This is a genomic window from Streptomyces iconiensis (assembly GCF_028657195.3).
Classification (GTDB): Bacteria; Actinomycetota; Actinomycetes; order Streptomycetales; family Streptomycetaceae; genus Streptomyces; species Streptomyces iconiensis.
Window position 1 is genome coordinate 1 of sequence record NZ_JANCPR020000007.1, and the last position, 23,611, is coordinate 23,611.

Annotated in this window: 26 protein-coding genes and 1 pseudogene; 1 reads left to right on the forward strand and 26 read right to left on the reverse strand. The window is 70.9% G+C overall.

Annotated elements, in window-relative coordinates; all coding sequences use genetic code 11:
- Positions 1–68: 68 nt before the first annotated feature.
- The 23 genes and pseudogenes from NMN56_RS08500 to NMN56_RS08610 form a co-directional block, all read right to left on the reverse strand.
- Positions 69–668: an SPDY domain-containing protein gene (locus tag NMN56_RS08500; RefSeq protein WP_274042305.1), complete on the reverse strand. Its 600-nt coding sequence runs from the start codon at positions 666–668 to the stop codon at positions 69–71.
- A 95-nt stretch (positions 669–763) separates the two neighbouring features.
- A complete protein-coding gene (locus NMN56_RS08505) occupies positions 764–1,552 on the reverse strand; it encodes a winged helix-turn-helix transcriptional regulator (protein WP_274042306.1) in 789 nt (262 codons plus the stop codon).
- Positions 1,553–1,572: 20 nt separating this feature from the next.
- Entirely contained in the window at positions 1,573–2,493 is a 921-nt protein-coding gene (locus tag NMN56_RS08510; protein WP_274042307.1) for an SPDY domain-containing protein, read from the reverse strand.
- Positions 2,494–2,521: 28 nt separating this feature from the next.
- The gene (locus NMN56_RS08515) at positions 2,522–2,992 is read right to left on the reverse strand and encodes a hypothetical protein (protein WP_274042308.1); all 471 of its coding nucleotides are present in this window, start codon (positions 2,990–2,992) and stop codon (positions 2,522–2,524) included.
- Positions 2,989–3,765, reverse strand: coding sequence for a hypothetical protein (locus tag NMN56_RS08520; protein WP_274042309.1), 777 nt, complete (start codon positions 3,763–3,765; stop codon positions 2,989–2,991). Before NMN56_RS08520 ends, NMN56_RS08515 begins: the two co-directional genes overlap by 4 nt.
- Positions 3,762–4,358: a DUF4913 domain-containing protein gene (locus NMN56_RS08525; RefSeq protein ID WP_274042310.1), complete on the reverse strand. Its 597-nt coding sequence runs from the start codon at positions 4,356–4,358 to the stop codon at positions 3,762–3,764. Before NMN56_RS08525 ends, NMN56_RS08520 begins: the two co-directional genes overlap by 4 nt.
- 94 nt (positions 4,359–4,452) lie before the next feature.
- Entirely contained in the window at positions 4,453–4,590 is a 138-nt protein-coding gene (locus NMN56_RS08530) for a hypothetical protein (protein ID WP_274042311.1), read from the reverse strand.
- A 931-nt stretch (positions 4,591–5,521) separates the two neighbouring features.
- Positions 5,522–5,863: a hypothetical protein gene (locus NMN56_RS08535; protein WP_274042313.1), complete on the reverse strand. Its 342-nt coding sequence runs from the start codon at positions 5,861–5,863 to the stop codon at positions 5,522–5,524.
- Positions 5,864–5,969: 106 nt separating this feature from the next.
- Positions 5,970–7,703 (reverse strand): DnaB-like helicase N-terminal domain-containing protein, encoded by a 1,734-nt coding sequence (locus tag NMN56_RS08540; RefSeq protein ID WP_274042314.1) that lies wholly within the window; start codon positions 7,701–7,703, stop codon positions 5,970–5,972.
- Positions 7,700–7,930, reverse strand: a complete 231-nt coding sequence (locus tag NMN56_RS08545) for a hypothetical protein (RefSeq protein ID WP_274042316.1) — start codon at positions 7,928–7,930, stop codon at positions 7,700–7,702. Before NMN56_RS08545 ends, NMN56_RS08540 begins: the two co-directional genes overlap by 4 nt.
- Entirely contained in the window at positions 7,927–9,822 is a 1,896-nt protein-coding gene (locus NMN56_RS08550; protein WP_430542507.1) for a type IV secretory system conjugative DNA transfer family protein, read from the reverse strand. The genes NMN56_RS08545 and NMN56_RS08550 overlap by 4 nt, the downstream gene beginning before the upstream one ends.
- An 83-nt stretch (positions 9,823–9,905) precedes the next feature.
- Complete coding sequence (locus tag NMN56_RS08555) at positions 9,906–10,388, reverse strand: hypothetical protein (RefSeq protein WP_274042317.1); 483 nt, start codon at positions 10,386–10,388, stop codon at positions 9,906–9,908.
- A gap of 14 nt (positions 10,389–10,402) precedes the next feature.
- Positions 10,403–10,900, reverse strand: a complete 498-nt coding sequence (locus NMN56_RS08560) for a hypothetical protein (RefSeq protein ID WP_274042318.1) — start codon at positions 10,898–10,900, stop codon at positions 10,403–10,405.
- Positions 10,901–10,934: 34 nt separating this feature from the next.
- Entirely contained in the window at positions 10,935–11,693 is a 759-nt protein-coding gene (locus NMN56_RS08565; protein ID WP_274042319.1) for a hypothetical protein, read from the reverse strand.
- A 13-nt stretch (positions 11,694–11,706) separates the two neighbouring features.
- On the reverse strand, positions 11,707–12,156 hold the full coding sequence (locus tag NMN56_RS08570) for a hypothetical protein (protein ID WP_274042320.1): 450 nt from the start codon (positions 12,154–12,156) through the stop codon (positions 11,707–11,709).
- Positions 12,157–12,238: 82 nt separating this feature from the next.
- Complete coding sequence (locus NMN56_RS08575; RefSeq protein WP_274042321.1) at positions 12,239–12,907, reverse strand: hypothetical protein; 669 nt, start codon at positions 12,905–12,907, stop codon at positions 12,239–12,241.
- A 79-nt stretch (positions 12,908–12,986) separates the two neighbouring features.
- Positions 12,987–14,495, reverse strand: coding sequence for an ATP-binding protein (locus tag NMN56_RS08580; RefSeq protein WP_274042322.1), 1,509 nt, complete (start codon positions 14,493–14,495; stop codon positions 12,987–12,989).
- Between the two features lie 21 nt (positions 14,496–14,516).
- The gene (locus NMN56_RS08585; RefSeq protein ID WP_274042323.1) at positions 14,517–14,972 is read right to left on the reverse strand and encodes a DUF6238 family protein; all 456 of its coding nucleotides are present in this window, start codon (positions 14,970–14,972) and stop codon (positions 14,517–14,519) included.
- Between the two features lie 45 nt (positions 14,973–15,017).
- Positions 15,018–16,490 carry an SCO6880 family protein gene (locus NMN56_RS08590; RefSeq protein WP_274042324.1) on the reverse strand — a complete coding sequence of 491 codons (1,473 nt, stop codon included), beginning with the start codon at positions 16,488–16,490 and terminating at the stop codon, positions 15,018–15,020.
- Positions 16,491–16,582: 92 nt separating this feature from the next.
- Positions 16,583–17,950 carry an SCO6881 family protein gene (locus NMN56_RS08595; RefSeq protein ID WP_274042325.1) on the reverse strand — a complete coding sequence of 456 codons (1,368 nt, stop codon included), beginning with the start codon at positions 17,948–17,950 and terminating at the stop codon, positions 16,583–16,585.
- 30 nt (positions 17,951–17,980) lie between these two features.
- Entirely contained in the window at positions 17,981–18,667 is a 687-nt protein-coding gene (locus NMN56_RS08600; RefSeq protein ID WP_274042326.1) for a hypothetical protein, read from the reverse strand.
- Entirely contained in the window at positions 18,667–18,975 is a 309-nt protein-coding gene (locus NMN56_RS08605) for a DUF6112 family protein (protein WP_274042327.1), read from the reverse strand. Before NMN56_RS08605 ends, NMN56_RS08600 begins: the two co-directional genes overlap by 1 nt.
- Before the next feature lie 83 nt (positions 18,976–19,058).
- Positions 19,059–20,166 (reverse strand): annotated as a pseudogene (locus NMN56_RS08610) (C40 family peptidase).
- Between the two features lie 670 nt (positions 20,167–20,836).
- On the opposite strand from NMN56_RS08610, the gene NMN56_RS08620 reads away from it, so the two are divergent.
- A complete protein-coding gene (locus NMN56_RS08620) occupies positions 20,837–21,586 on the forward strand; it encodes a DNA-methyltransferase (protein ID WP_274042330.1) in 750 nt (249 codons plus the stop codon).
- A 94-nt stretch (positions 21,587–21,680) separates the two neighbouring features.
- Here the strand turns inward: NMN56_RS08620 and NMN56_RS08625 are convergent, their stop codons facing one another.
- The 3 genes from NMN56_RS08625 to NMN56_RS43505 form a co-directional block, all read right to left on the reverse strand.
- Positions 21,681–22,604, reverse strand: a complete 924-nt coding sequence (locus NMN56_RS08625) for a DUF5655 domain-containing protein (protein ID WP_274042331.1) — start codon at positions 22,602–22,604, stop codon at positions 21,681–21,683.
- Between the two features lie 119 nt (positions 22,605–22,723).
- Entirely contained in the window at positions 22,724–22,936 is a 213-nt protein-coding gene (locus NMN56_RS08630) for a LexA family protein (RefSeq protein WP_274042332.1), read from the reverse strand.
- Positions 22,933–23,178, reverse strand: coding sequence for a hypothetical protein (locus NMN56_RS43505; protein WP_488199810.1), 246 nt, complete (start codon positions 23,176–23,178; stop codon positions 22,933–22,935). The genes NMN56_RS08630 and NMN56_RS43505 overlap by 4 nt, the downstream gene beginning before the upstream one ends.
- Between the last annotated feature and the right edge of the window lie 433 nt (positions 23,179–23,611).

The following is a 23,611-nucleotide window of genomic DNA, read 5'->3' on the forward strand; positions in this document are numbered from 1 at the left end:
CTCGCCGACGAAAACGACACCTTGCCCACGACCGCCCCGCCGGAACACCCACCGGCGGGGCGTCGCCGTCACACCACATCGGCACCCTGAACGCCGCCCTCATCGGCATTTTGAGCGTCGGGCAACACCGGGTCGGGACCTGCGGTGATCTTCCACATCGCACGGGTCGGGTCGCGCAGTTCGTGATGGTCTTCGAGGTGGCCGGTACGGATCTGGAAGGCGGCGTGGCCGTCGGGGGAGAGCATCCGCCAGGGCCTGGGGCCGGGCACAGGTTCCCACTCGTGCGCGGCGAAGAGGCGGGCGGGTGTGTGGCCGGTGTAGCGCGGGCCGCCGGAGAGGTGGTCGCGGAAGTAGTTGTCCAGTCCGTCGGTGAGTGTGCCGGTGAACGCGCGGACGATCTCGTCAGGGGTCCCCCGGTCGAAGGTGGTGATCCATGTGGGGACGCCGAGCGGGTCGGCGGCGTAGGTGAAGGTCCAGCCCTTCAAGGGGGAGTTCACGGCGCGGAGGCGCTGGCAGGGGCTGGTGTAGTACACGTCGAAGTTGACGAGGGCCTGCGTCCATCCCGTCCTGCCGTCCAGGAGGGGGCGGACGGTGTCGGTGCCGGTGGTTCCGGCGAGATAGCCGGGCGCGACGAGCACGTCTCCGCTGCCGGGGGAGGCATATGGCATAAGGGTTTCCGGTGGGGCGCGGGCGCCGGCGCCCGGCCGCGACGGGCGGTCGGCGCGGGCGGCCTTGCGGACGGGTCTGCGGCTGGGCATGCGGCTCACCGCGTGCGGGAGGGGTGGGAGAGCGCGGTGATGTGGGCCGGTACCCGTGGTGGCGGCTCGGGCGGGTGCGAGAACATCCCGGTCACCGTCGGTGCGTTGGGGGAGTGCTGGCGCGCGGCACGTGCACGACTCGCCACGTCGGACCGCTCGTTGGACTGGTCCGCGGTTGCGTTGGCCTGGCTGCGGCGGCCGAAGTCGTGCAGCTCGGCGTAGACCGGAGCGAGTTGCCGGGCGGCCGGGGTGAGGGCGTAGGCGAAATGCCGTTCGGGCCCGAGACGGGTGACGAGACCGTCGTCGAGGAGCTGCTGGGTGCGGTAGTGGAAGGACCCGCTGGCCAGCCCGGTTGCCTCGCGCAACGCGCCCGGCCGCAACGGACCGTACTGTTCGAGCGCCGTGAGGACCTGGCCGGTGCCCTTGCCGCGTAGCCGGGCGAGTGCGTCCTCGATCCGGTCGCCTAGCTTCCAGGCCCTGTTGTCGCGTTCGAAGTGGCGTGCGTGCCAGGAGGCGAGAGCGCGGTGGGCGGGGTAGGCGCGCTGTCCCAGGCGTGAGGGGGCATAGCCGCCGCGCTCGGGCTTGTCCAGCAGGCCGCCGGACCGCATGCGCAACAGGACCTGGTTCGTCTGGGGACCGTTCAGCCACGGCATGGCGGCCGTCAACTCCCGTGCGTGCAGTGGCCCGTGCTCGCGCAGGGTCTCCAGCGTCCAGGAGGTCCACAGCGGGGCGAGGACGCCGACGGCGTGGCTGATCCGGTCCGCGAGGGAGCCGGCAGGGGTGGGGTGCGGCATGGTGGTTCTCCGGGAAGGGCTCAGCGCCGTGGACGAGCAGCGGAGCGGGCGGGCACGGCGGCACGGGCAGGCGCGGCGTCGGGCGTGGTGCTCGGCTGTTGCCGGACGTGCGGGGTGCGGATACGGGCGGCGTGGGCCCGCCGTGCGCCGGGCTGCTCGTGCGCGGCGCGGTGCAGCGCGGCGGTAACGGCCGCGTGCTTCGCGTCCAGCGGGGTGGGAGCGCCCGTACGGGGCTGGGCGCGGGCGGTGACCGGTTCGAGCTGGACGAGGTGCTCGACGTCGCGGTGGATCATGTGCCGCTCTCGCACGAGGGGAGTGGGCTCGTTGAGCGCGGCGGCGGTGGCGGCGATGAGGTGGCTGGGGGTGTCGGTGGTGAAGGTCGCCTCGGCTCGGGTGAGGTATCCCTCCGGTCCGGCCCACAGCACCACCGTCTCGTCGTGGCGGCCGTAGGTGTGGGTGTCGATCCAGGCCCCGGCCTGCCGGTCGGGCGACCGGAGTTCCACCGTTCCGGGCTCGGAGGCCCGCAGCCGCTCCCACCCCGCGTCGAGCAGCGGCGTGACGCTGTCGGCCCAGTAGATCGACGGCCGCGCGAGGAAGTGCTCCCCGTCCGGCTCCCAGCCCCGCGCCAGCGCACTGGTGAAACCGGCGGTGATCTCCGGTGGGAAGTTCTGGTTGAACGAGGCCGTCCACCGAGCGGGGCCGACGGCGTCTTGGGAAGCGGAGACTTTGAAGGGCTCGTAGTCGTCTCCGAACCAGCCGAGCCGGATCCGGCCGTCCGGGCTGGTGATCAGCAGTTGGCAGAAGGTGTCGTCGTCGAGGGAGTGGTGCGGCCAGTGGGCGACCGGTTCGAACCCGGGATCACCGAAGCCCCCGGAGCCGGCGAGGTAGCGCGGGGTGACGCGGTACTCGCGCCAGCGCTCGTCCTCCGGTTCGTCGAGCATGAGAAACGTTCCTCTTCTGGGGAGTTGGTCAGCGAACGCGCCGGTGCGCCTGCTGCGGGGCAGCGGTCGCGGGCACCGCTTCGGGCGCCCCGCCCTGGGTGGTCGGCCGACCGGCGTGGGCGGAGCGGGCGCGCGCGGCGAGAGCGCGGCGGTCCTCCGGACCGCTGTCCGTACGCTGCTGGTCACGCTTGAGGCGATGGGCGGCGGTGTTGTAGGCGGCGTGTGCCTGCCGTTCGCCCACGGCCAGCAGGTAGATCTCCCGCTTGTGCTGGGAGGCGGCGGGAGCGTCGCGGTACTGGATGACCATCCGCCACGTCGTGTGCGGGTCGACGTAGACCTTGTGGCAGCCCGCCAACTCCCGTTGCAGTGCGGCGCCGCGTTCGTTGCCGTGGACCAGGTGCTGGAGTTCGAGCAGTGCCAGGTCCCGGATCTTCTCCGGCGCATCGCGCAGGTCGGCGAGAGCTTCGGGGTGGGCGGCGAACGCGTAACGGGCGCTCACGAGAGCCGCCTGGACCGGGTAAAGCCGGTGCCGGGCGTCGGCGTTACACCCGGCAGGGGCAGTTGGTTGCTGGCCGGGGCGTTGGTGGTGGTCCGGGACAGGGCTGCGGCGGCACGCCGGTCGGGCGCGCTTGCGGGTGCCGGGGCCAGCGGGAGCGGAGTGTCCCGTTTCCGCAGCCATGCGTCGGCCGCCTCGGAGCTGGTGAAGGCGCCCTCGCGCACCGTGTAGGTGGCGAAGCTGGGTGCGGTCTCTTCCAGGAAGAGCCGGTAGGGCCGCTCGGCCGAGTCGGGGTGACCGTCGTGGACAAGGACGCTGACCTCGATGCCCTCGTCGGTCCGGCTGGGGTTGTGCGTGTAGTCGTCCAGCAGCGTGTACCGGCCGCCCGGATTGGTGCGCAGTACGTCCTCCAGCCGGGAGGTGAGCGCATCGGCCGGGCGCGGACCGAGCGCGGCGCCCAGCTCGATCTCCTCGGGCGGACAGCCACGGGAGATGAGCCAGTTCTGCGCGATCGGCACGGTGGGCTGCCGGGTGTGCTCGAAGGTGAAGGAGTCCTCGAAGAAATCGCGCTGGACGCGCATGCCGACGTATTCGGCCGTACCGGGAACGTCCCAGACGGCAGCGCTGTCGTAGAGCAGCAGGAACGTGTTGCCCTTGGTGTGGTGCGCGGCCAGCTCGTCGTACATGTCCTCGGAGAGCGCCGCGGTGAAGAAGTCGTCCTCCACGCGTTCGGAGGCGGGCGCGAAGCCGTCGATCCGGTAGCCCGGCCCCGTCACGCCGCCACCTCGTACGCCCCGGGGTCTGGGGAGGCCAGCAGCCGGTGGTTCGGGCGGGACGGGCTGGTGGTGCAGGCGCTGAACGGGCCGTCCGGCGCGCGCAGTTGCATCAGCCCGGGGTCGAGGTGGTCGCGGTGCCACAGGGACGGTCCGGCGAGCCCGGCCTCGGCGTCGGTGAACTGCTGCCAGGCCAGCCACAGCGCGTGCAGCCGGGCAACGGCCTCGGGGTGCTCGGTCCACTGCGGACACCATGGGCGGGTGGAGGTGATCTCGCGTCCGTAGACCGGCAGCAGCAGGTCCTCCACCCACACCTTCAGCGCCGCCAACTCCTGCGCGTACGAGGTGCCTGCTAGCGCCAGAATGAAGACGGAACCAGAACCTTCCCCGTCGCTTTTCCTGCTTGGAGCGCCACCGGTTCCCCGGCCGGGCTCGTCCTCTTCGCCGTCCTGCGACGGCCGCTCGTCGGTGAGACGGGCGAGGGTCTCGCCCTGCTTGCGGGTCTCGGCGACCAGACCACTGACCGTGGAGACGAGGTCGTCCAGGTTGTGATCCGGTATCCGTACCGGCTCGTTCTCGTCGGCGGACTCCGACATCGACATCCCCTTTCCTGCTCGGGTGTTGGGAGTGTCGAGGATCCGGAGAAGGGAGGGTTTGGCCCGGCCGGGGAACCGGGTGTAGAGGGGCGGCTCAACCGCCGGAGCGGTGGCGGCAGGCGACCGTGGGCGGATCGAGGATCCCTATCGCCCTCGCGGCCTGCTGCGGCACGACACCGTTACCCAGCGCCGTAAGTTGGGCCGGGCGTCCGAGGCCGGGGGTGGTGGTCACCCAGCCGTCTCCGAGGCCCTGCATCCATTCCACGAACCGCGGTGAGAGGCGGCCCGCGTCGTCGGTCGGCGCCGGTGCCGGGCGGGTGAGGCTCTCCCATCGGGCGATGGCGTCGCCGTACCGTTCCCACTCCCGGGGTCCTTCTTCGTCAGTGCGGAGGTGTCGAAGAGGGCGGGAGCCGGATGCGCCGGAAAACGGGCCGCGGTTGCCCGGCAGCTCAGTTGCGCCGCCGCCGAGGGGAGCGTCAGGTCGCCATTGCCGTGGCGCTGGCGCGGCGAGCGCTTGATCCCGTCGGATGCCTTCGGGGTCGGCAGCAGCCACTCGACCTCGTCCGCGAGGTTCGGGCCGTGCCCGCCCTGCTTCCGTTTCGCCGGGTGCTGGCTCTCGCCGCTGGAGGCGAGGTTGCTGATCGGCGTCTTGAGTTACAGCATCGCGTTGCCAGGCGACGAGAAGCTGTTTCTAAGCTCCGAAGGTCTGCTGCCCTCCGGCAACTTGCCGGAGGGCTGACGTACTGTGACAATCTCCAGGAAATTCTCAATCGTGCTCATCCGTGCTCCGCGGAAAGGCCTCCAACGACGGCCCGTCCCAGTAGCGGCGTGAGGAACAGCGCAGCTCACACGGGTGGTGCCCACGCGCACCGGCCGCGCCAGCCAGTACGCCGGGCGGAGATCTTCACTCGCGCGGAAGGCAGGTCAAGCGGGTCAAGCTCGTCAACGATCCCCGCGCCTTCCGTGGCATCACGCCGTCGCCGCACTCCTCATCGCGACACGTACGCACCATCGCCGAAGTCCGCGCCGCACAGGCGAGCCAGCACCCACACCGTGCCGATGTCCATGCCCCGCCCGGCCTCGTCCGCTGCACCGGCGCGGCTGATTGGAGTGGTGCACCCTCACAAGCCGCCCCGCTCTCCCGGGCGGGGCGGCGGACGGAGTCAGGATCCGGTGGATGTCCTCCGGCACTCTTGACCTTGCACCCACAGGCTGCCTTCGGCCCAGCCGCTCTGGCAGGTGTACCGGGCCTTGCTGCCGCGGTCGACGACGACGAAATTGGAGATTGGGCCCCAATGACTGGGAGTGCACTCCTGTGCGAACAGGCTGGGCAGGTCGGTGGCGTCGACCTGCGCGCAGGTAAAGACCTGCGCCTGTACTGCGGTGGTGTGCGGTGCTGCGGCGGCTGCGGTAGCCACAGGGGCGGTCACCGCGAGAAAGACCGCGAGCGGCGCGCTCGCGAGGAACCGCCTGCCGGTACGACGGGCTTGCGGTGTTGCAGTCACGTCAGTTCTCCTTGCGGACGGTCCGGACCTGGTCGTGTCCGGACAGCTCATACCCGGCACCACCGGTTGTTCCCGGCGGGTTCACGGGCGTCCTGAACCGGATGGCTCAGTCCCCGCCCCCATCGGCCCGCAGGCATAGGAGAGTTGAGCCAAACCACCCTGCGGGCAGGCGTACGGAGCACGCATCGTTCCCTGATGCGCGCCGCACAACTTTCCAGTCTCCGGGCCGCGGCCGACAGTGTGCTTCAGACCAGGTCGCCAGGCCGCAGGTCCATACGACGTTCACGAGCCAGCTTCGCTCGGCCTTACGCCCAGGACTGACGCGGCCTCGGTAGCGGTGTTGAAAGCCCAGCTCGACGTAGGCGACGCTGTAGTGGCCACCGCTTTCGCCCGCCTGCCCGGCCGCGTCCGTGTAAGCGCTCATGACCCGATCGAGGTTGGGTCGGGACACAGTCTTGACGGGGCGGAAGAGGACTTCGTCGGACAGGTGCCGCACCAGACCGGTAAGAGAGGCCAGTTGCCTGGAGGCCCCGATCAGGTCCGGCTGATCTGTGGGAGAGGAGGGCACGGTGATGTCGGCGCGGAGCCGTTCCATGTTTTCGGCCACGAGCAGGAGCTGGGCCTGCTCGGACTCGGTGCGCTCGGCTGCTGCGGTCACGGAGAACTCCTTCGGGAACGTCGGGCAGAGGGGGCGGGAGAGGGCGCCGCCGCGCTCGGAGGCGCCTTGTTCTCGGCGCGGGGGGGCGGAGCTGCCAGCCCGTGCGGCGGCGGCACGGGCCGCAGGCGGCGGGCCCGACGGTTGTCCCGTGGCCTGCTCGGGCTCGGGGCCGGCATCGGCTGCGGCCCGGCGACGGCGGACCTCGTCGAGCGGGACGAGGGCGTGCAGCGCGTGGCTGATGAGCCGGCCGGGCGCGAGGGACTCGTCCTCGGCCAGGGCGCCGACCTGCCGTGCGGACGTGGCGGCCGTGCGCAGGAGGGAGGAGTCGAGGACCTGCTCTGCGAAGTGGTCGGCCGATCCCGCGACCGGAACGTGGCAGATGCGGCGTACGCGTTCGGCATCGAGGGAGCCGTCGGTGAGGGCGCCTCGGCGCTGGCACTCCCACAGCACCGTCAGTTCGTCCACGGGCTCGCCCCGGTGCCGCAGTGCCCCGAGGGCGCGGTAGACCTGCTGGTGGCCGGGGTCGGCGAAGTCATCGGGGCGGAGCCAGCCGACCATCCGGGAGAGCTGCTCGGGGTGGGCGGTGAGCGCGCCGAGGAGGAACTCCTCGTCGGCCAGGACCCGTTCGGCGACCTGTCCCGTTGCCGGGGCTGTCGGTTCGGGGCTGGCGGTGTTCGGCTCCACGGGCCGGGGTTCGAAGCCCCAGCGTCGGCTGAGGTCGTCGAGTACGTCGTGCAGGACCTGGGCGTGGTGCAGGGTCTCGTCCACGCCGCTGGCGCGGGCGGTGTCGGCGCGGGCGGCCTGGTGCAGGCGGACGGCGTGCTGGGTGACGCTGCGGTGGATGGCGCCCTCCAGCACCATCCGGCCGTAGACCGGTGCGTGCGCGGGGCGTGGACAGGCGGAGGCCAGGGAGTGGACGTAGGCGGTGGTGACGCCACGCGTACGGGTACTCGCCTCCTCGCGTATGTCGTTGAGCCAGGCCAGGGGGACCGGCGCATTGGGCGCGAGCTTCGTTGCCGGGTGGCTGCCCGTGCGGAGGGTGAGCATGGCGGCGTAGAGCGCGGAGTGCGCGGGCCGGTAGAAGTGCTCGGGGCGTAGCCAGCCGGCCAGGCGGCCGAGCTGGCGTGGCTCCAGCAGCACCGCGCCCAGGACGGCCTGCTCCGCCCGCAGCAGCGGCGTCATCCTGGCCCTTGGCGGGGCTCATCGCGCGCGAGCTGGGTGACGGCACGGTTCGCGGCGTCCAAGTCCGCTGCCAGGGCGTCCAGTTCATGTACGAGTGCGGGGTCGTCGGCGGGGACGGCGCCGCTGGGAGCGACCAGCCACCAGCGCTCGCCACGGCGTATGGCGGGGGTGTCGGCCAGTTGCTCGGAGGAACGGATGCTGGCCCAGGTGGGTTCGGGGCAGGTCATAGGGCACCTTGACGGGAGGAAGGGCCGGGCGGACGGGCGGTGTGGCGAAGCCCGTTCGTCTCGTCGGGGTGCTGCAGAAGGCGACCGCGGACCCGGTCATGCGGCCGGTCCGTACTGGTCCCGGCCGGCCCGTCCTTGGCCAGGGCGCGCTCGGTGATGGCGGCGGTGGCCTGCTTCGAGGCGGCGCTGAGACGGTCGGCGTCCGGCTCGCGGTACCAGGGCTTGAGATCCAGCAGCGCCGGTCGGACCCCGGTCGCCAGCAACAGCGCACTGCCCTTGGGCAGAGCACGGATCTTGTCCGGTGGGAGCACGCGTTCTTGCCGCATGCTCACGGAGGAGGAGTGGCCGGAGTCGCTGTGGGAGACCGAGAGGGTCTGCACGTCGTGATCGCCCGCCAGGCGGGAGAGTTTGTCGGCGAAGTCCGCGTCATCGATGCCGGAGCCGATGAGCTTGATCGTCGCCGCCGACCACAGGGCATCCATGCCGGTCTCGCCCCACACCCGCTGGCCCTGCCGGTAGGACTGCAGGATCGTGATCGGGATGACCCCACGGCTCCCCAGGTGGGAGTAGAGGTCGGGCAGGTCCTGGATCTTGCACACGTTCGCTGCCTCGTCCAAGACGCTCAAGAGCGGCGGGTCGAGGCGTCCGCCATCGCGCTCGGCCTGGATGACGGCCGCCCGCATCACCGCATCAGCGGCGGCGGCGATGATCGCCGAGGCTGAGCCGCCGCCGTCCTTGGAGAGCAGATAGAGCGTGTCGCGGCTGGAGGAGAACGCTTCCGGCTTGAACTCCCGCAGCTTCGAGGTGCCTTGGGGCGGGGTGACCCAGGCGGCGATGCGCGGATCGAGCAGGCAGCTCGCGTACTGCCGGGCGTTCTCGAAGATCCCGTCGCGGGTCTCCACGGCTCCGGCGACGGTGCCCTGCAACTGGGCGGCGACGGCGTCCAGGCCGGCATCGGTGAGCAGGTCGATCGGTGTGCGGTCGGCGGGGGAGGCGAGCCAGGCGGTCACCTCGGTCACCGGCCGCCCGCCCCGCGCCGCCGCGAGGAACAGCGCGGTGAGGGTGTTGGCGGCGGCGGTGGACCAGAAGTCCCCGGCGCTGGACTCGTCGATGGAGGCGGTGACGAAGTGCTGCGCCAAGCGCCGTGCGCCGGTCAGGTCGTGCGCGTCGGAGAGGATGTCCCACCACATCGTCTGCTCGGCGTGCGCGATCTGCTGCGGATCCAGCGTCCACACCGTGCCCACCCGGGCGCGCTCGTCGAGCGTCGCGGTGTAGGCGTCGTTGGCCGCCTTGTTGGAGGTCAGCAGTACCGCGCCGGGTGCGCGGAGGATCGCGGGTATGGCGAGGCCGGAGGTCTTGCCGGAGCGGGGCGCCATGATGGCCAGGAGGACGTCCTCCCAGGAGGAGCGGACCTCCGCCGAGCCGGGCTGCAGCGAGCCGAGCAGCACCCCGCGGTCGTCGGGAGCGATGTCCGCCGGCTTGGTGCCGGTGAGGCTGGGGCGCAGACCGGTGGCCTTGGCGGCGCCCTTCTTCGGCAGCAGGTCACCCAGATCGCGGTGGTCGGCGAGGCCGGGCTTGGTGGTGCGGAAGCGCAGCCACAGCTTCGCACCGACGGCTGAGGCCGTGAGCAGGAGCACGGCGGGGATGGCGTAGCAGCCGGTCAGCAGGGCGGGCATGGAGAGGCGGGGCCACAGGTTCTCGGGGTGGAAGAGGGCCTGGAGCGGTTCGAGCGGGGCCCACGGGCCGGAGCCGAAGGCGGAGTTGGCGATGTTGCCGGACAGCCAGGCCAGGCTGCCGCCGCCGATACCGAGGGCGGCGAGGGCGAGCAGGAGATACAGCAGGACGTCCGTACCGGTGGTGGTCGAGGGCGTCCTGGTACGCGCATCAGACAAGACGAGATCCAGAAACGTGCGAGAGCGGAGAGGAAGGCGCGGAGGAACAGGAAGGCTCTGGAGGCGGTCACGGAAGAGGGCTCCTAGCGGTGGTGGCGGGGCTGCGGGGCGTGCTCGGGACGGACCTGCGCGGCGGGCGGCCCCGGTACGGCGGAGGTCGGGCGCGCGGGACCGGGGCGTTGTGGGGCGGTGGCGTAGTAGCGGGCGACCTGGGCCTGCCAGCGCAGCTCCGGGGGCGGGCCGAGCGCCCGCATCTGGCCGCTGGCGCCGTGCAGCTCGTCGCTGAGATCGGTGAGCGTGGCGGCGGCGTTCTCGAACCGGCAGGCCAGCTCAAAGCCCTCGTCGACCCCGGATGCCCTGGCCTGTTCGGCGGCGGCCTCGAAGAACTGGCCGAGCCGTGCGAGGACGCCGTCTGCTTCGTCCAGCACGTGCTCGGTCGCCTCGGCGGCCTGCTCGTAGGTCTCGGCGCCGGCGAGTCGGTCGGTGAGATGGAGGATCTGGTGCCCGTAGGTGCGCTTGCCCTGCGGATCGGTGGGCGTACGCGTCACATGGGGGTCGGGTGGCACGGGGTTCCCTGGGGTCAGAAGTGGGGGTTCTCACTGGGGCGGTCGGCCTCGTCGGCGGCCTCCAGCAGTTCGGGCAGGTCCGCGGGTTCGGCATCGCGGTTGTCGATCCACCACCCGGCGCGTGTCAGGGGCCGTACGGCCTTCTCGATGGCCTGCCACTCGGCCTCGTCCATCTCGCCTTCGGTGACCAGCGTGGTGTAGGCGGCGGTTACGAGCTGGTGGCGGCAGCGGGCGGCCCAGCCGACCGCGCGCTCGCTGCCATCCAGCGGCGGCATCCGGTACCGCTCGACCCAGGTCTCGGCCTCGGCGGCCTCTTCGGCGCGCTTGTTCGCCAGCCACACGGCCTTCGACTCGGAGTCCTGGTCCTTGGAGGCTCGCCAGCACGCGGAGCAGTCACGGGAAGCGAGCCAGCGCGCATAGCCGGCACGCCGGTCGGCGGGACGCTCGGACAGGTCGACGTCGCAGGTGTGGCCGCAGGCGTGGTCGATGGGCCAGACGGTCTTCACGGGCATGGAGCAGGCTCCTTACAGATCGAGCGGAGTGTGTTCAGCGGGTGCGGCGATGTTCGGACGGCTGCGCCAGGGCCGGAGGAGCTGGCTGGTGGAGAGCCGACTGTGGGGTGGGCTCGGGGTGTTGGGGCGAGGAGGCGGTGGCTGCACGGGAGCAGGCAGCGTGGTGCTCCGGCAGCTCCTTGTGTCCTTCGCGCGCCGGTACGTCGGAGGGGGCGGGGGCGTTCCTGAATACCCCGCGGCTCATGTCCTCCAGCTCCATCACGGCGTTCATGACGTGATCGTTGAGGGAAGTGACCAGGTGCTTCATGCTGCGCAGATGCAGGGCCATCTCCCGGCCCTGGGCGGAGTCGAGGCGGTCGCACCACGTCGTCGCGGTGTCGACGAGGTCGTCCAGCTCTTCTACCGCGCCGATGCCCTCGTCCATCGCGCCCCGGATGACTTCCGAGATCCCAGCGGCCTCGCGCAGTTCGCGGGCCTCGTCGTTCAGCGCGTCCGGCGGTTGACCAGGACGGGGAGCGGGCTCCTTCCTGTCCGGTGGCACCACGGCGCGGGGATCGGCGGCGACCGGCAGTCCCGCGTCCTGGAACTCGTGCGTGGCGGCGGCCACCGCTTTGACGGCTGTGTGGTGGGCGGTATCGGACGGCAGCAGATACACATCCAGCCGCGCGTTGTACGCGAAGTGGTGCTTGCGCAGGACCTCATCCAGGAAGGGCCGGTCATCGGCGACGGCAGCGGCGATCCCGAATTCGGGGGTGGCGCCGAAGGCGACATCGGGCTCAAGCTCCAGAGACACAGGAACGTTTCTCCTAGCGGTGGTGCGCGGACTGCCGGGACACAGCCGGGCTGGGGCGGTACGTGCTCTCGACCAGCGGGCCGACCTGCGCGGCGGCGGTGCCCCTGCGGGCTGGCGAGACGGCGGTCGCCGCCTGGGCCCGTCGCTGCTGGGCGGAGGCCGCCGCGAGGGGCGGCTCCTGCGGCGGCCCGCCGGACTGCGGCGGATGCTCACCTGGGTGGAGGTCGTAGGCGGCATCCGCGCTGACGTTCTGGCGCGCGGCCCGCAGTGACTGAACCGCGAGCTGGGTGCGGCGTACCGGATCGCGGCCGGGCTCGGTCAGCGCGTAGAGGCGGCTGTCGGGGATAGGCTCGAAGCCGACCCTGCGCAGCAGATGGTCGATGACGTGGTGATCGCGGGAGGGCGCGGCCACGACGCCGGCATCGGGATGGTGGCCGATGGTGATGTGCGGAGCTTCCGCCACGAGCTGCACCTCGCAGGGTCGGGGACGTGCGGGTGGCGAGGATCCGCCCGGAAGCGGGATTTGGCGGTGCCGGAGATTTCCGCTAGCGCGCCCGGTGCCTCCTCTCGGGACCGGACGGCGCGGACCTCGAAGGACCGGGCGGCGCGGTCGGTGAAGCGGTGGGCGCGGCTGCGGTGGTGGAGCGGGCGCGGGCGGCCTCGGCCTGAGCCGTCCGGCCACCGCCCGTGCCCGCGCGCGCCCGGGTTGCCTGGTCGATCTCGACCAGGACGTCAGCGTTGTCGGCGAAGGCGAGCGCGTAGTGCCAGCCCTCGGCGTTGCGCAGGATCTCCGCCCTGTGCCGGAACTCGGCGCTCTTGGGGTGGTCGGGGAGGACCATCTCTTCCGCGTACTCCCAGGCAGCGCGCTCCTGGCGGCCCCCTTCGACTGCTTCGTGCAGGGCGGTGAGCTGCGACCTGCGGCGCGCGATGGTCTCGAAGTCGGGGTTCTCGTAGTCCTGGTGGAGGGCTCGGAAGTCCTCCTCGGCCTGGGCGAGCAGTTCGGGCCCGTGGTCGAGGAAGGGTTCGAAGGCGGCCCAGGCTTCGGCGTCCCGCTGGTGCTCGCGTGCGTCGTACCGGTCGTCGAGTGGTTCGTGGTTGGCGTCGCACAGGCTGTCGGAGACGGCGTCCCAGTCCTCCAGCGCCTTGCGCCCTCGCCCGGCGGCCTCAGGGATCGCGGCGAGGAGAGACTCGCGGGTGGTCGGGTCGAGCGGCATCGTGTGCTCCTTCGCAAGGTCGGGGGCGGACGGCGCCGAATCCGGTGTTCGGCACCGCCCGTCTTGGTGTTCTGGCTGGTCAGCCGCTCATCCGGGCGTCGGTGTCGAACAGCTCGCGCTCCCGTGGATGGAGCAGGTGTTGGGTGATGAAGGAGCGGCCTGCGACTTTCCACAGGCCGCGTCCCTTGGTGAGGGCGGAGACGGCTTGTGCCTCGACGCCGGTCAGGCCGAGCAGGGAGGCGGCTGCGGCGAGTTGGTCGGCTTCCTGGCGGTAGATGATCCGTGTGGAGCAGTCGGTGAGCAGGCCCTCGGCCAGGGCGCGGCCCCGGGAGCCCGCGTCGCCTGCGGTGAGCAGGTCGCTCAGCCGGTGGATGACCATCAGGTTCGCGATGCCGAGCCCACGGCTCAGCTTCCACTGGGACTGCATGCGCTCCAGGAGCGGAACGTGCCGCATGACGCGCCAGGCTTCGTCGTAGATCACCCACCGCCGACCGGCATCGGGGTCGGCGAGGGCGGACTCCATCCACGCGGAAGCGCACGTCATCGCGAGGACGAGTGCGGTGTCGTCCCCCGCGCCGCCCAGACGGGACAGATCGATGGACAGCATCGGAGCGCCCGGGTCGAAGGCGACGGTCGACTCCGTGTCGAACATTCCCGCCAGGTCCCCGTGCACCATGCGTCGCAGGGCGTGGGCGAGGTCCTCGGCGGCGGCTCCGAGGCGGCCGGAGGGCTTGCCGAGCGCGGCGTCGAGCTGGTCCGGTGATCCGAGGACGTGCGCGATCTGCCCCAGCAGCGGTGTGCTTCCGCTGGCCTCGGCGTGTGCGACGACTTCGTCGAGGGCGACGTCGAGCGCGGTGTGCTCCATCGGGTGCAGCTCGCGCCGCAGCACCGTCTTCGCCAACGAGCCGAGCAGGAGCAAGCGGCGCTTGCGGACCTCGCCGCGCCAGTCCTCCTCGCTGACGCCGCTCGGGCGTACGGGAGCGTCGAGCGGGTTGAGGCGTCCGGGCAGGCCGGGCCCCAGCGCGATGGTCTGGCCGCCCAGCTCTCGGGCGACGACGGTCCACTCGCCCTTCGGGTCGCAGGGAACGTAGATCTTGTATCCGAAGGCGACGGCCCGTACGGCGAGGGACTTGGCCACGGCGGACTTGCCCATACCGATCACCCCGGCCAACAGGATGTTGGGGTTGGTGAACCCGTCGAGGCGCCCGTAGAGCGAGAACGGGTCGTAACAGAACGCCGCCTCCGCGTGGACATCCCGCCCGATATAGATGCCCTGGGCGCCCAGACCGCCTTCGGCCAGGAACGGGTAAGCCCCCGAGGCCGTCGCGGTCGTCATCCGGTGAGCGGGAAGCTTCAGACTGCCGCCGCGGGCAGAGGCCGGTCCAGGACGCCCGGCCGCCGGATAGGTGGCCCGCAACTCCGGGTCGAGACCGGAGGCGGTCGCATGGGTCTCGGGGCGGTTGGCGTGGCGGGCCTGGTCTCGGGCGGTGGCCAGATGAGCCCGCGCGGCACGCGAGGTAGCGCGGTCGCTCTTGGCAGGGACGAACAGCGGACTGGCGGTGGCGCGGGGGCGTATCGACGGGGACATGCGAGGTGGTGCTCCTGGTGGTCAGTGGCGGGTGAGGCCGGTGAAGGGGTCGCGCAGATCGGCCGGTGTGTGATCCCGGCGCACCCGAGCGGAGGCGGCCAGATGCCGTTGGCACACCGTGAGTTCGGGAGCGCCCTCCGGAAGCCGGGCCCGGCACGCCTCCCGGCCGGGCGGGCGCCCGGTATCCGGGTGCGGGGCGGTGTGGAAGGCGGCGTGAAGGTGGTCGGCGGCCTGCCACAGCCGGATCCGGCACGCCCGCAGGTGGTCACCCTCTACTCCGGCCACGGGGGAGGTGCTGATGGTGTGCGCGTCCAGGAGCCCGTAGAGAGCGACCAGGTGCGCGTGCAGCGAGTCAAGTTCCGTACGGGAGGCGGCGATGGGGGCGTCGGGGAGGTTGATCGCTCGGTGGAAGTCGAGTGCGGCGGTGGCGAACGGAACGAAGTCCGAGGCCAGGTCGGGCAGGGGATCGGTCGGCATGGAGAAGGGGCCTTCGGTGGAGCGCGACAGGGGGCGTGGGCCGGTCTATGCGGCGAGGGCGAGGGGGAGGGCCGAACAGGTGAAGGCTTCGGCCTGCTGCCAGGTCAGCCGGCGCAGGTCGGTCATGGTCGAGACGGCGGCGGTCTCGATCGCGGCGCAGGCGGAGTTGAGTTCGTTCTCGGTCTCGGCGCTGACGGTGAGGAGACCGGTGACGGCGACGTCGGCGTGCCCGGCGATGAGCTGACGTTCGCGTTCCTTGACGTCGGCGTACTCCACGGCGTCCTCTTCGGAGTCGACCTGGCCCCTGCGCTGGCGTTCGGCGGCGTCCGCGATCACGCTGGCCTTCTTGCGCTGCACGTCCTTGAGCGCGGAGTCCAGCCCCTTGGGGGTGTAGGCGATCGAGAGAGTGCGGCGGACCCCGGAGGTGAACAGGAGCTGGTGCAGGAAGCCGGGGGAGGTTTCGGTGCGGGGCCAGTTCTCGATCCAGTACGTCGCGTGGTGCGCGGTATCGGTCTGGACGCGGTCGCTCTTCTCCACCAGGACCACGGGGCCGGCGGCAGCGGGGTCGGCCTGCGGGCGCCCGGTCTGGGACCACTGGTCGAGCGCGGCGGAGGAGGCGGGGTCGTAGGCAGTCCGGATGACCGCTGCGACCTCGCCTGCAGAGAGCCAGCCGCTGGGTGCGAGGCCGGAGTTGCGGGCGGACTGGTCGAAGGTCGAGGTGAGCTGGCCGAGCACGGCAAAGGCGCCGGTGAGCCCGCCACCGCCCTGGTTGATCAGACGGCGCGCTGCCCGCGTGTCGAGGGCGAGGGCGACGTACGCCTCGTGCGGCGCGGCAGCCGGTCCGGCGGCCTCCAGCAGATCCCGGTAGACGGCCCTGGCCAGCGGGGTATCGGCGTCGCCGTGCTCGCTCCAGTACCGGTTGAGCGCGTCACCGCTGTCGGGGACGGTGCGCTCCAAAACCTGGACGCGGGCGACGTGACCGGTGCGGGCGAGCGCCGCCAGCGTGCGGCCCCAGCCGGTCACGTTGGCGGACTGGGCGGCCGGGTCCAGCAGCGCGAACGCGCGGGCCGAGACGCGCACCACCGCGGTCAGAGTGCCCGCATGCGGATCGTGGACCGCGCCGAAGTGCCCGTTCGGTGCGGTGGTGACGCGCAGCGAGGCGGCCGTACCGGGCAGGTGCAGCAGCCCCTCCCGGCGCGGCCGGGTGGCGGGCCGGGCCAGCCACACCAACTGTCCCCTCGCACGCCGCAGTACGTACCGGAGAGAGATGGGTGCCCAGTCGGCCAGCGACCGTCCCCGGTGCCGTACGAAGACGCCCGCCAGGAGCAGGGCCCACAGCGGTATGAGCTTGAGCGCGCCGAGGACGCCGGAGGCGAGCAGGACCGCGAGCAGCAGCAGACCGGCGGTCGCGACGCCGAGCAACTGCGGTACGGACAGGCCCATCAGCACGCCCCGGCGGGTGCGGTGGGGGAACTTCACGGTGGCCGGACCGTCGGAAGAAGAGGTCTCGGAGAACATGGCAGAGCCGTCCTTGAAAGCAGAGGCGAAGAGGGAAGGAGGACGGGGGCGGGGCCGGGCGTGGCCTGAGCCCGCCCCCGTCAGAGGTGGCTCTAGGAGCCGGAATCACCGGACGGGCCGGGGTAGACCCACCGCTGCGGTGTGGCACCGCCCTGCGGCGGCGGACCGCTCGATGGCGGTGGTCCGCCCGCCGAAGACGGCTGGCGCATACTCCCCGTCGACCGGTGGGAGGAGCCCTGGCCACCACTGCTGGAGCGGGCACCGGATTCCTGGCCGGGGCGGCGGATGAGGGGCTGGCTCTGGTCGCCGTCGGTCGGGGGGCGGCGGATGAGCGCGCGGCCCTTGTCGCCCGCAGCGCCTGGGTCTTCGCCGAAGCGGAAGTGGGTCTGTTTCGGCTTGCCTTGACCTCCGCCGGAGCCGCCGCTCGGGTCGATGCCGGAGGCGACCCCGTCGGCACCCTGGCCGGGGACCTTCGACGGTCCCTGCGGCGCCATGCCGCCGGTCTTGGCCTGCATCGCGAGCTGGCCCGCGGTCTTCGCCGCCCCGGCTGCCGTACCCACCCCGGCGACGCCGGTGCGGTGCAGGTCGTCGTGCCCGCCGCCGTCGGCAGCCCAGTGCACGAACTTGTAGGTCGCGTAGGGACAGAGCAGGACCAGAGCCATGACGACCATGCCCGCCATGGCGTCCGAGAGCGCCGCCATGCCGCCGTCGGAGTCGGACTTGCCCATCGCGGAGACGCCGAGCAGGAAGACGATCGTCATCAGCAGCTTGGAGACGATCAGGGTCGAGGTGGCCTCGATCCACCCGCGTCGCCAGCGCTTGGCGACCTCCCAGCCGCCGCCCGCTCCCGCGAAGACGGCGAGCGTGACGAGGACGAGAATGCCGACCTTGCGGGCGACCATCACGGCCCAGTACAAGAACGCGCCGACCGCGCAGCCAAGCGCGATGATCGCAGGCACGCCCCAGCCCAGGCCATACATCGCCCCCAGCTCGTTCACCTTGATCACACGGCGGATCGCGTCGTCGACCGAGGAGTTGGCCGCCTTGAACAGCCCGGCGGACAGGGCGTCAACGACGGTGAGGGCGACGGTGGTGCAGGCGATGGCGGCGAAGGCGAACAGGACGCCGACCATCGTCCCGAACGCAGCCTGCGCCAGGGCGCGTTCATCCCGGCGCCAGGCGGCGCGGGTGAGCTGGAGACAGAACGTCCCCACCGTGAGCACCAGCCCGATGGGCAGAATCAGCTCGTAGTTGTGGCGGAACCACTCGGCGTTCAGGTCGACGGCGGTGGTCTTGTCCACCGCGCGGGTGGCCAGGTCGGCGGCGGACTGGGCGACCTCGCCCATGGACTTGGCGATCCAGGCGCCGATGCCGTCCGTGATCGCCTCACCGGTCTTTCCGGCCACGCCGCCCACGGCGCCGCAGACCGTGTTCATCAGCGGAAGGTCACAGGCCCCCATCGGTCACCTCCTTGCATGTTGCGGCGCGGCTCACGGGGCGACCTCCGGCAGAACTCCGGATAGGGCGCAGTCGTGATGGGGCCGGCACTGGACGGCGATGGTGGTCGAGCGGGGTTCGGCCCCGGCGCCCGAGCCCTTCCAGGCCAGGGACTGCTTGCCGGTCACGGTGACCGCGTAGACGTACGCCTGGGTGATGCCGCCGGGGTCTTGGGACATGGCGGTCTTGAACGCCTCGGGGAAGTGCCCCTCGTCCACCTTGGCGGTGGCGTGCTGGCGGTTGTCGTGCATCCGCGACCACAGCGCCTTGCCGGGCACTTCACCGGTCACGGACTTGAAGTCGGCGTACTTCTTCTCGCCGGTCATCCAGCGCTTGAGTCCCGCGAGGTGTTCGGCGCAGGAGAAGTGCCGGGCGTCGTACGTCCACAGCGTCTTGGCCGCGGCCTTCGCGAACGTCACCGGATCGCCCGTGCGCGGTGGCGCAGCGACGGCCTCCTCCGTGCCCGGACGCGGCGCGGGGGAGTGCGGCGTGGTGGTGGCTTTCGGGTGAGCGTCCGCTGGCGGTTGCGGAGTTTCGGACCGGGTCAGGTAGGCGAGGAGACCGGCGAGGGCCAGCAGCACGGCCAGGAGGATGCCGATCATCGCCGCGCGCCGGAGCACCGACGAGGGCGCGATGGAGGAGTCCTGGGAGGAAGCGGGTCGTTTCTTCAAGGTCGGCATCAGTGGACCTGCGTCCCCATCGCGGAGAAGAAGGCGACGATCCCGTTCGCCGCCCCGAGGAGCAGTGCTACGCCGGCACAGATCGTGGTGCCCTTCTTGCCGTTCTGCTCGGCCTGATGACCGCCGCTGTGGTGGCCCCAGGCCCAGATCACCGCCGAAAGGGCAAGGGCCCCGACGGTGGCGATGATCCCGAAGAGGTTGATCGAGCCGATCACCTTCTTCAGCACGTCGAGACCGGGCAGGCCGCCGCCCTTAGGTGAGACGCCGGGGTCGTAGGCCAGTTGCTGGAGATGCTGCGCGAGCTTCAAAGGAACTCCTGTTCACCTCCGGGCATGCGAAAGCCCCGGAGGTCGTGCGAGAGAGAAATGAGGAGGGGGAGGGGAGAGGTGCGTCAGGTGACGCGGCGCGCGGCGAGGATCGAGGGCTGCCACTCGGCGAGCCGGGTGATCTTGGTGACGTCGCCGGTGCGCGGGGCCTGCAGGATCAGGCCGTGACCGAGGTACATGCCGACGTGCTCCGGGCGGGCGGCCGTGCCGCGGGTGAAGAGCAGATCCCCTGGCTTCAGCCGCTTCGGGCTGACCGCCTTGCCCTCGGTGACCTGCGTGTACGTGGTCCGGGAGAGCGTGATGCCGCCGGCCTTGTAGGACGCCTGCATCAAGCTGGAGCAGTCGCACCGGCCCATCGGGTCCTTGCCGTGCGCATCCGCGCACGAACCGCCCCACTGGTACGGCGTCCCGAGCTGCCCCAGCCCCCAACGGATCGCCTTACGCACCGGCTTGGGCGCCGACGCCGGGATCTTGTAGCCCTCCGGGACGGACCCCTTCGGAATCGGACCGAACGATGACCCGTCCTCGTCGCCGCACTCGTCCTCGGCGGGGACGTCCGCCTTGTCGCCGTTGCTCTTGTCGCCGTTGCTCTTGTCGGTGTCCTTGCCGGAACCGGCTCCGTCCTTGAGGGATTTGGCGAGGGCCTTCTGCAGCGCGGTGGCCAGCGGCTCCCACTTCGCGTACGCGTCGGGGAAGCCGCTCGCCTGGACCGCTTGGGCGGCCTGGGCGACGGTCATGGACTGCCAGCCCGAGACCTTCTTCAGGTGCGTGTAGAAGGAGGTCGAGGCGTGGACCGGATCGCGGACCTGCTGTGCGGTGCCCCAGCCCTGGCTCGGCCGTTGCTGGAACAGCCCGAGGCTGTCCCGGTCGCCGTAGGACAGGTTCCGCAGGCCCGACTCCTGAAGCGCGGTGGCCAGCGCGACCACCTGCCCCCGGGGCGGGATCTTCAGCGCGACGCCGGTGGCCTGGATCTTCTTGGCGTTCGGGACCTGTTCGGTGGGGGCATCGAGCCCGGACACGTGGACCGAACCGGCCTTGCCGCCGCCGAGGATCGAGCGGACCTGTTTGCTGACCGCCGCAGCGTCAACGTCACTGCCTGCCTGGTCTTTTACAGGCCGCTTCGGCGCCGTGCGCACCGGCCATCGCCATCGCCAGCGGAGCGATCAGCAGCATCGGCGCAACCGCCACCGCACCGACGGCCACCAGGGTCTTGTTCACGAGCGCGGACCGGTCACCGGGCGGGAAGCGAGCCGGCCGTCTGGCCGTGGTGCCGGGCATTTCAGGGGGTGCCGCATGGGCAACTCCTTGTGTGTAGGTGGTGCGGTGCGGGCGCTCTCGTCGAAAAGGCCACCGGCACCGCGCCGGTCAAGAATCCGAAGTCCCCTTGCAAGGGGTGGCGGAGCCGGTGGCCGGGATCAGCTGATCCCGGCCACCGGGCCGCTTTAGCGGAGAGCGGCAGCAAGCCGCGCTGGTAATCTCACGCGCCACATTCCACAGACGCCCTTTCTCCGGTCAGGAGATGTTCGACAGCACGCTGAAGTGAAGCGTCCGTTGGACGGCGCGACACGCATCAGCACAGCTCAACTGGGGCGGAACCGGGTTCTTCCCGATGAGCGTGCCGAGACTGTAGGGACGAATTCCGGCCGCACCAAACGAACCGAACCAGGCGCCGATCCAGGCCCGCTTCTGGCTTGGTGCGGCCGGAATCCCGCACTACTGTGCAGCGCGCATCGGCCCCCGCCCCGAAATTCCTGGGGCAATTCGCCGGGCATTCCCCTGCCATGCGCCCGTCCCCCTGCGGGGTTCGGGCGTGCGTGCACCGCTTCCTGAGAGAGAGCCCGTTATGCCCTACACCCTGCACCGTGGCGACGCGCTGAGCGTGCTGTCCGAACTCCCGGACGCCAGCGTCGACGCCCTGATCACCGACCCGCCCTACAACTCCGGCGGCCGAACCAGCTCCGAGCGCACCGGACGGACTGCGAAGGCGAAGTACACCGCAGCAGATGCCGAGCACCAGCTCGCCAACTTCCCCGGCGAGAACCGCGACCAGCGCTCCTACGGATACTGGCTCTCCCTGCTGCTGACCGAGTCCTACCGGGCCACCGTCGAATCCGGCACCGCCCTGATCTTCACCGACTGGCGCCAACTGCCCACCACCACCGACGCGCTGCAGGCGGCAGGGTGGACGTGGCGGGGCATCGCATCGTGGCACAAGCCGGTCTCCCGCCCGCAGAAGGGACGGCTCAAGCAGTCCTGCGAGTACATCGTCTGGGGCACCAAGGGCCCCGTCGACGCCAACCGCAACACCGTCTACCTCCCCGGCCTCTATCAGGCCAGCCAGCCCCGCAAGGGACGGGTGCACATCACGCAGAAGCCCGTGGAGGTGATGCAGGAACTGGTGAAGATCTGCCCCGAAGCCGGCACCGTCCTCGACCCCTTCGCCGGCTCCGGCTCCACCGGAGTCGCCGCCCTGCGTGAAGGCCGGCAGTTCGTCGGTATCGAGCTGTCCGACCACTACGCGGACATCGCCGAACAGCGCATGGCCGACGAACTGACCCAGGACGACTTCGACCTCGCCGGACCCCAGGAATGACCCCCGGGCAAGAGACCGAGGAGGAAGACAGAACGCACGAAGGGGCGGTCGCACACCCGATGCGGGTACGCGACCGCCCCTTCGTGCGGCGTGGTCAGGAGGCCGCGATGCTCCGCAGGATCAAGTCCTCGGCCCGCTCCAGGTCGGCCTGGGAGCGCAGGCTCACCTCGACCCCCTTGATGCCGTGACAGCCGACATCGGTCACATCGCGGGTGAAGCCTTCCTCCAGCTCCACCGTCTTCGGATCCAGCTTCAGGTTCACCGCCACGACCTCCTTGCGCGGCAGCACCCGCACCGAGGCGAACTTCTGCAACCGCCGGTAGGTCAGGTAATGCTGCTGCGGCTCCATCCACGCCCCCTCCGGCAACAGCAGACGCTCATCGACCGCGCCGAACAACTCCTGCACCTTCGCGGGAGCCCCCTCCAGCCGCTGCTGCGGCACGCTCACCTCCGGCACCGGCTCCGCCGTGCTCGAAACCGCCGGTGCCTTGGCGCGAGAGGAAGGCCCTCCGGCTCCGGCGACCGAGGCGATCAGCCGCAGCGTGAGCACGTCGTCGAAGACCCGGTAGGAGACCAGATCGATCCGACGGCCGATCTCCTCGACCGCCACCGTGTCGTGGTACGTGAACTCCCCGGCCACACACACCACCCGCGGGTTGCTCCAGTCCACCGCCCCGGCCGCCTCCGCACCGAGCCGGTCGGCGACCAGCCGCTCGAACTCATGGTGGTGGTCCCGCAGCCACACCAGATATGAGAGCGCCTGGTTGATCACGTTCTGATCGCGCGACCGCTTGTACTCCACGATCACCGGAGTCCCGCTCTCATCCAGCCCGAGCGAATCCACCCGCCCCCGGTGCCGCCGACCGGTCCGGTACTCCGAGGCCAGGAACCGGATACCGAGCATCGCCTCCATGTTCGCCTCGATCAGCGACTGCAACTCCCGCTCCACCGCCACCGACGCACCCGGAATCTCAGTCGCCCGGCCACCTCTGACCCGGAAGACCTTCAGGTCACCCATGTACTCCTCCCCGCTCCAGCACAATCACTACCGGGCGAGAATCGTTAAGGCCACCCGTGTATTCCCCGACGCGCGGCGGAAATGAGCTGGCTGCGCGACGGGCGGGTCAGCATAGGGGTTCACCGGCCGCAGAGAGGGCACCGGCCCGTCGATCTTCCTCGGGTCTCCACCGACAGACCACGCTCCCGGAGACGTTGCAGGTGATACGCCACTGTCGACGCGCTCGACAGACCCACGGCATCCGCCAGCTCCCGCATCGTCGGCGGCTCGCCACTCTCGACAACGATCTCGCGCGCCGCGCGGAGGATCCGCTCCTGCTGCTCGTACCTCACGTCCTCCCCTCCTGGAGCTGATCAGCGGCCTTCCGTGCTTGCCTGCACAGCTCTACTCGGGCGGCGGGAGATCCCCCCGCCGCTGGGTCGATGAGCGGGTGCCAGAACAACCGAGCCGACAGCCACAACAGCCGACGGCGTACAGCCGTCGCATCGACCGGGCCGCCGGCCAGTTCGTGATAGGCGCGGTTCCGGGCGTGCTGCAGCGCGACGAGATCCTGGGGGAAGCGGTCGGACACCATGGCGCAAATTCAATCACGTGTTCGATTTTATGGTCATGCTCCGGTACCCACTGAAGCGTTGTGCTGTGACTGAGCGCTTCAGTTGGCGAGTGTGCACGCCAGTTGGCGCATCACTGCTCACCGAGGATTGGTCCGAGCCCGTACGGTGCCCACGCCAGGCCCGGGACACCCAGGCAGGAGCGATGGGCGACGGCACGCTGCTGACGCCGCAGGCGATACGAGCCGAGATCCGGCACCTGGGGAAACTATGCGGGTGGGCCGTCGAGCTGTCGCCGCTCATCAGCTGCCAGCGGGGAAAAAGATGCGCTCTGGTCAGCACGGCCTCCACGCACCGCGGGTGCACACGGCCGAGCACAACCGCTGCGGGGTGCTTGCGCCGGACAGCCTTCCGCGGTCCGGCGTCAGCATCGGTTGTCGCGGGCGTCGGTGGGAT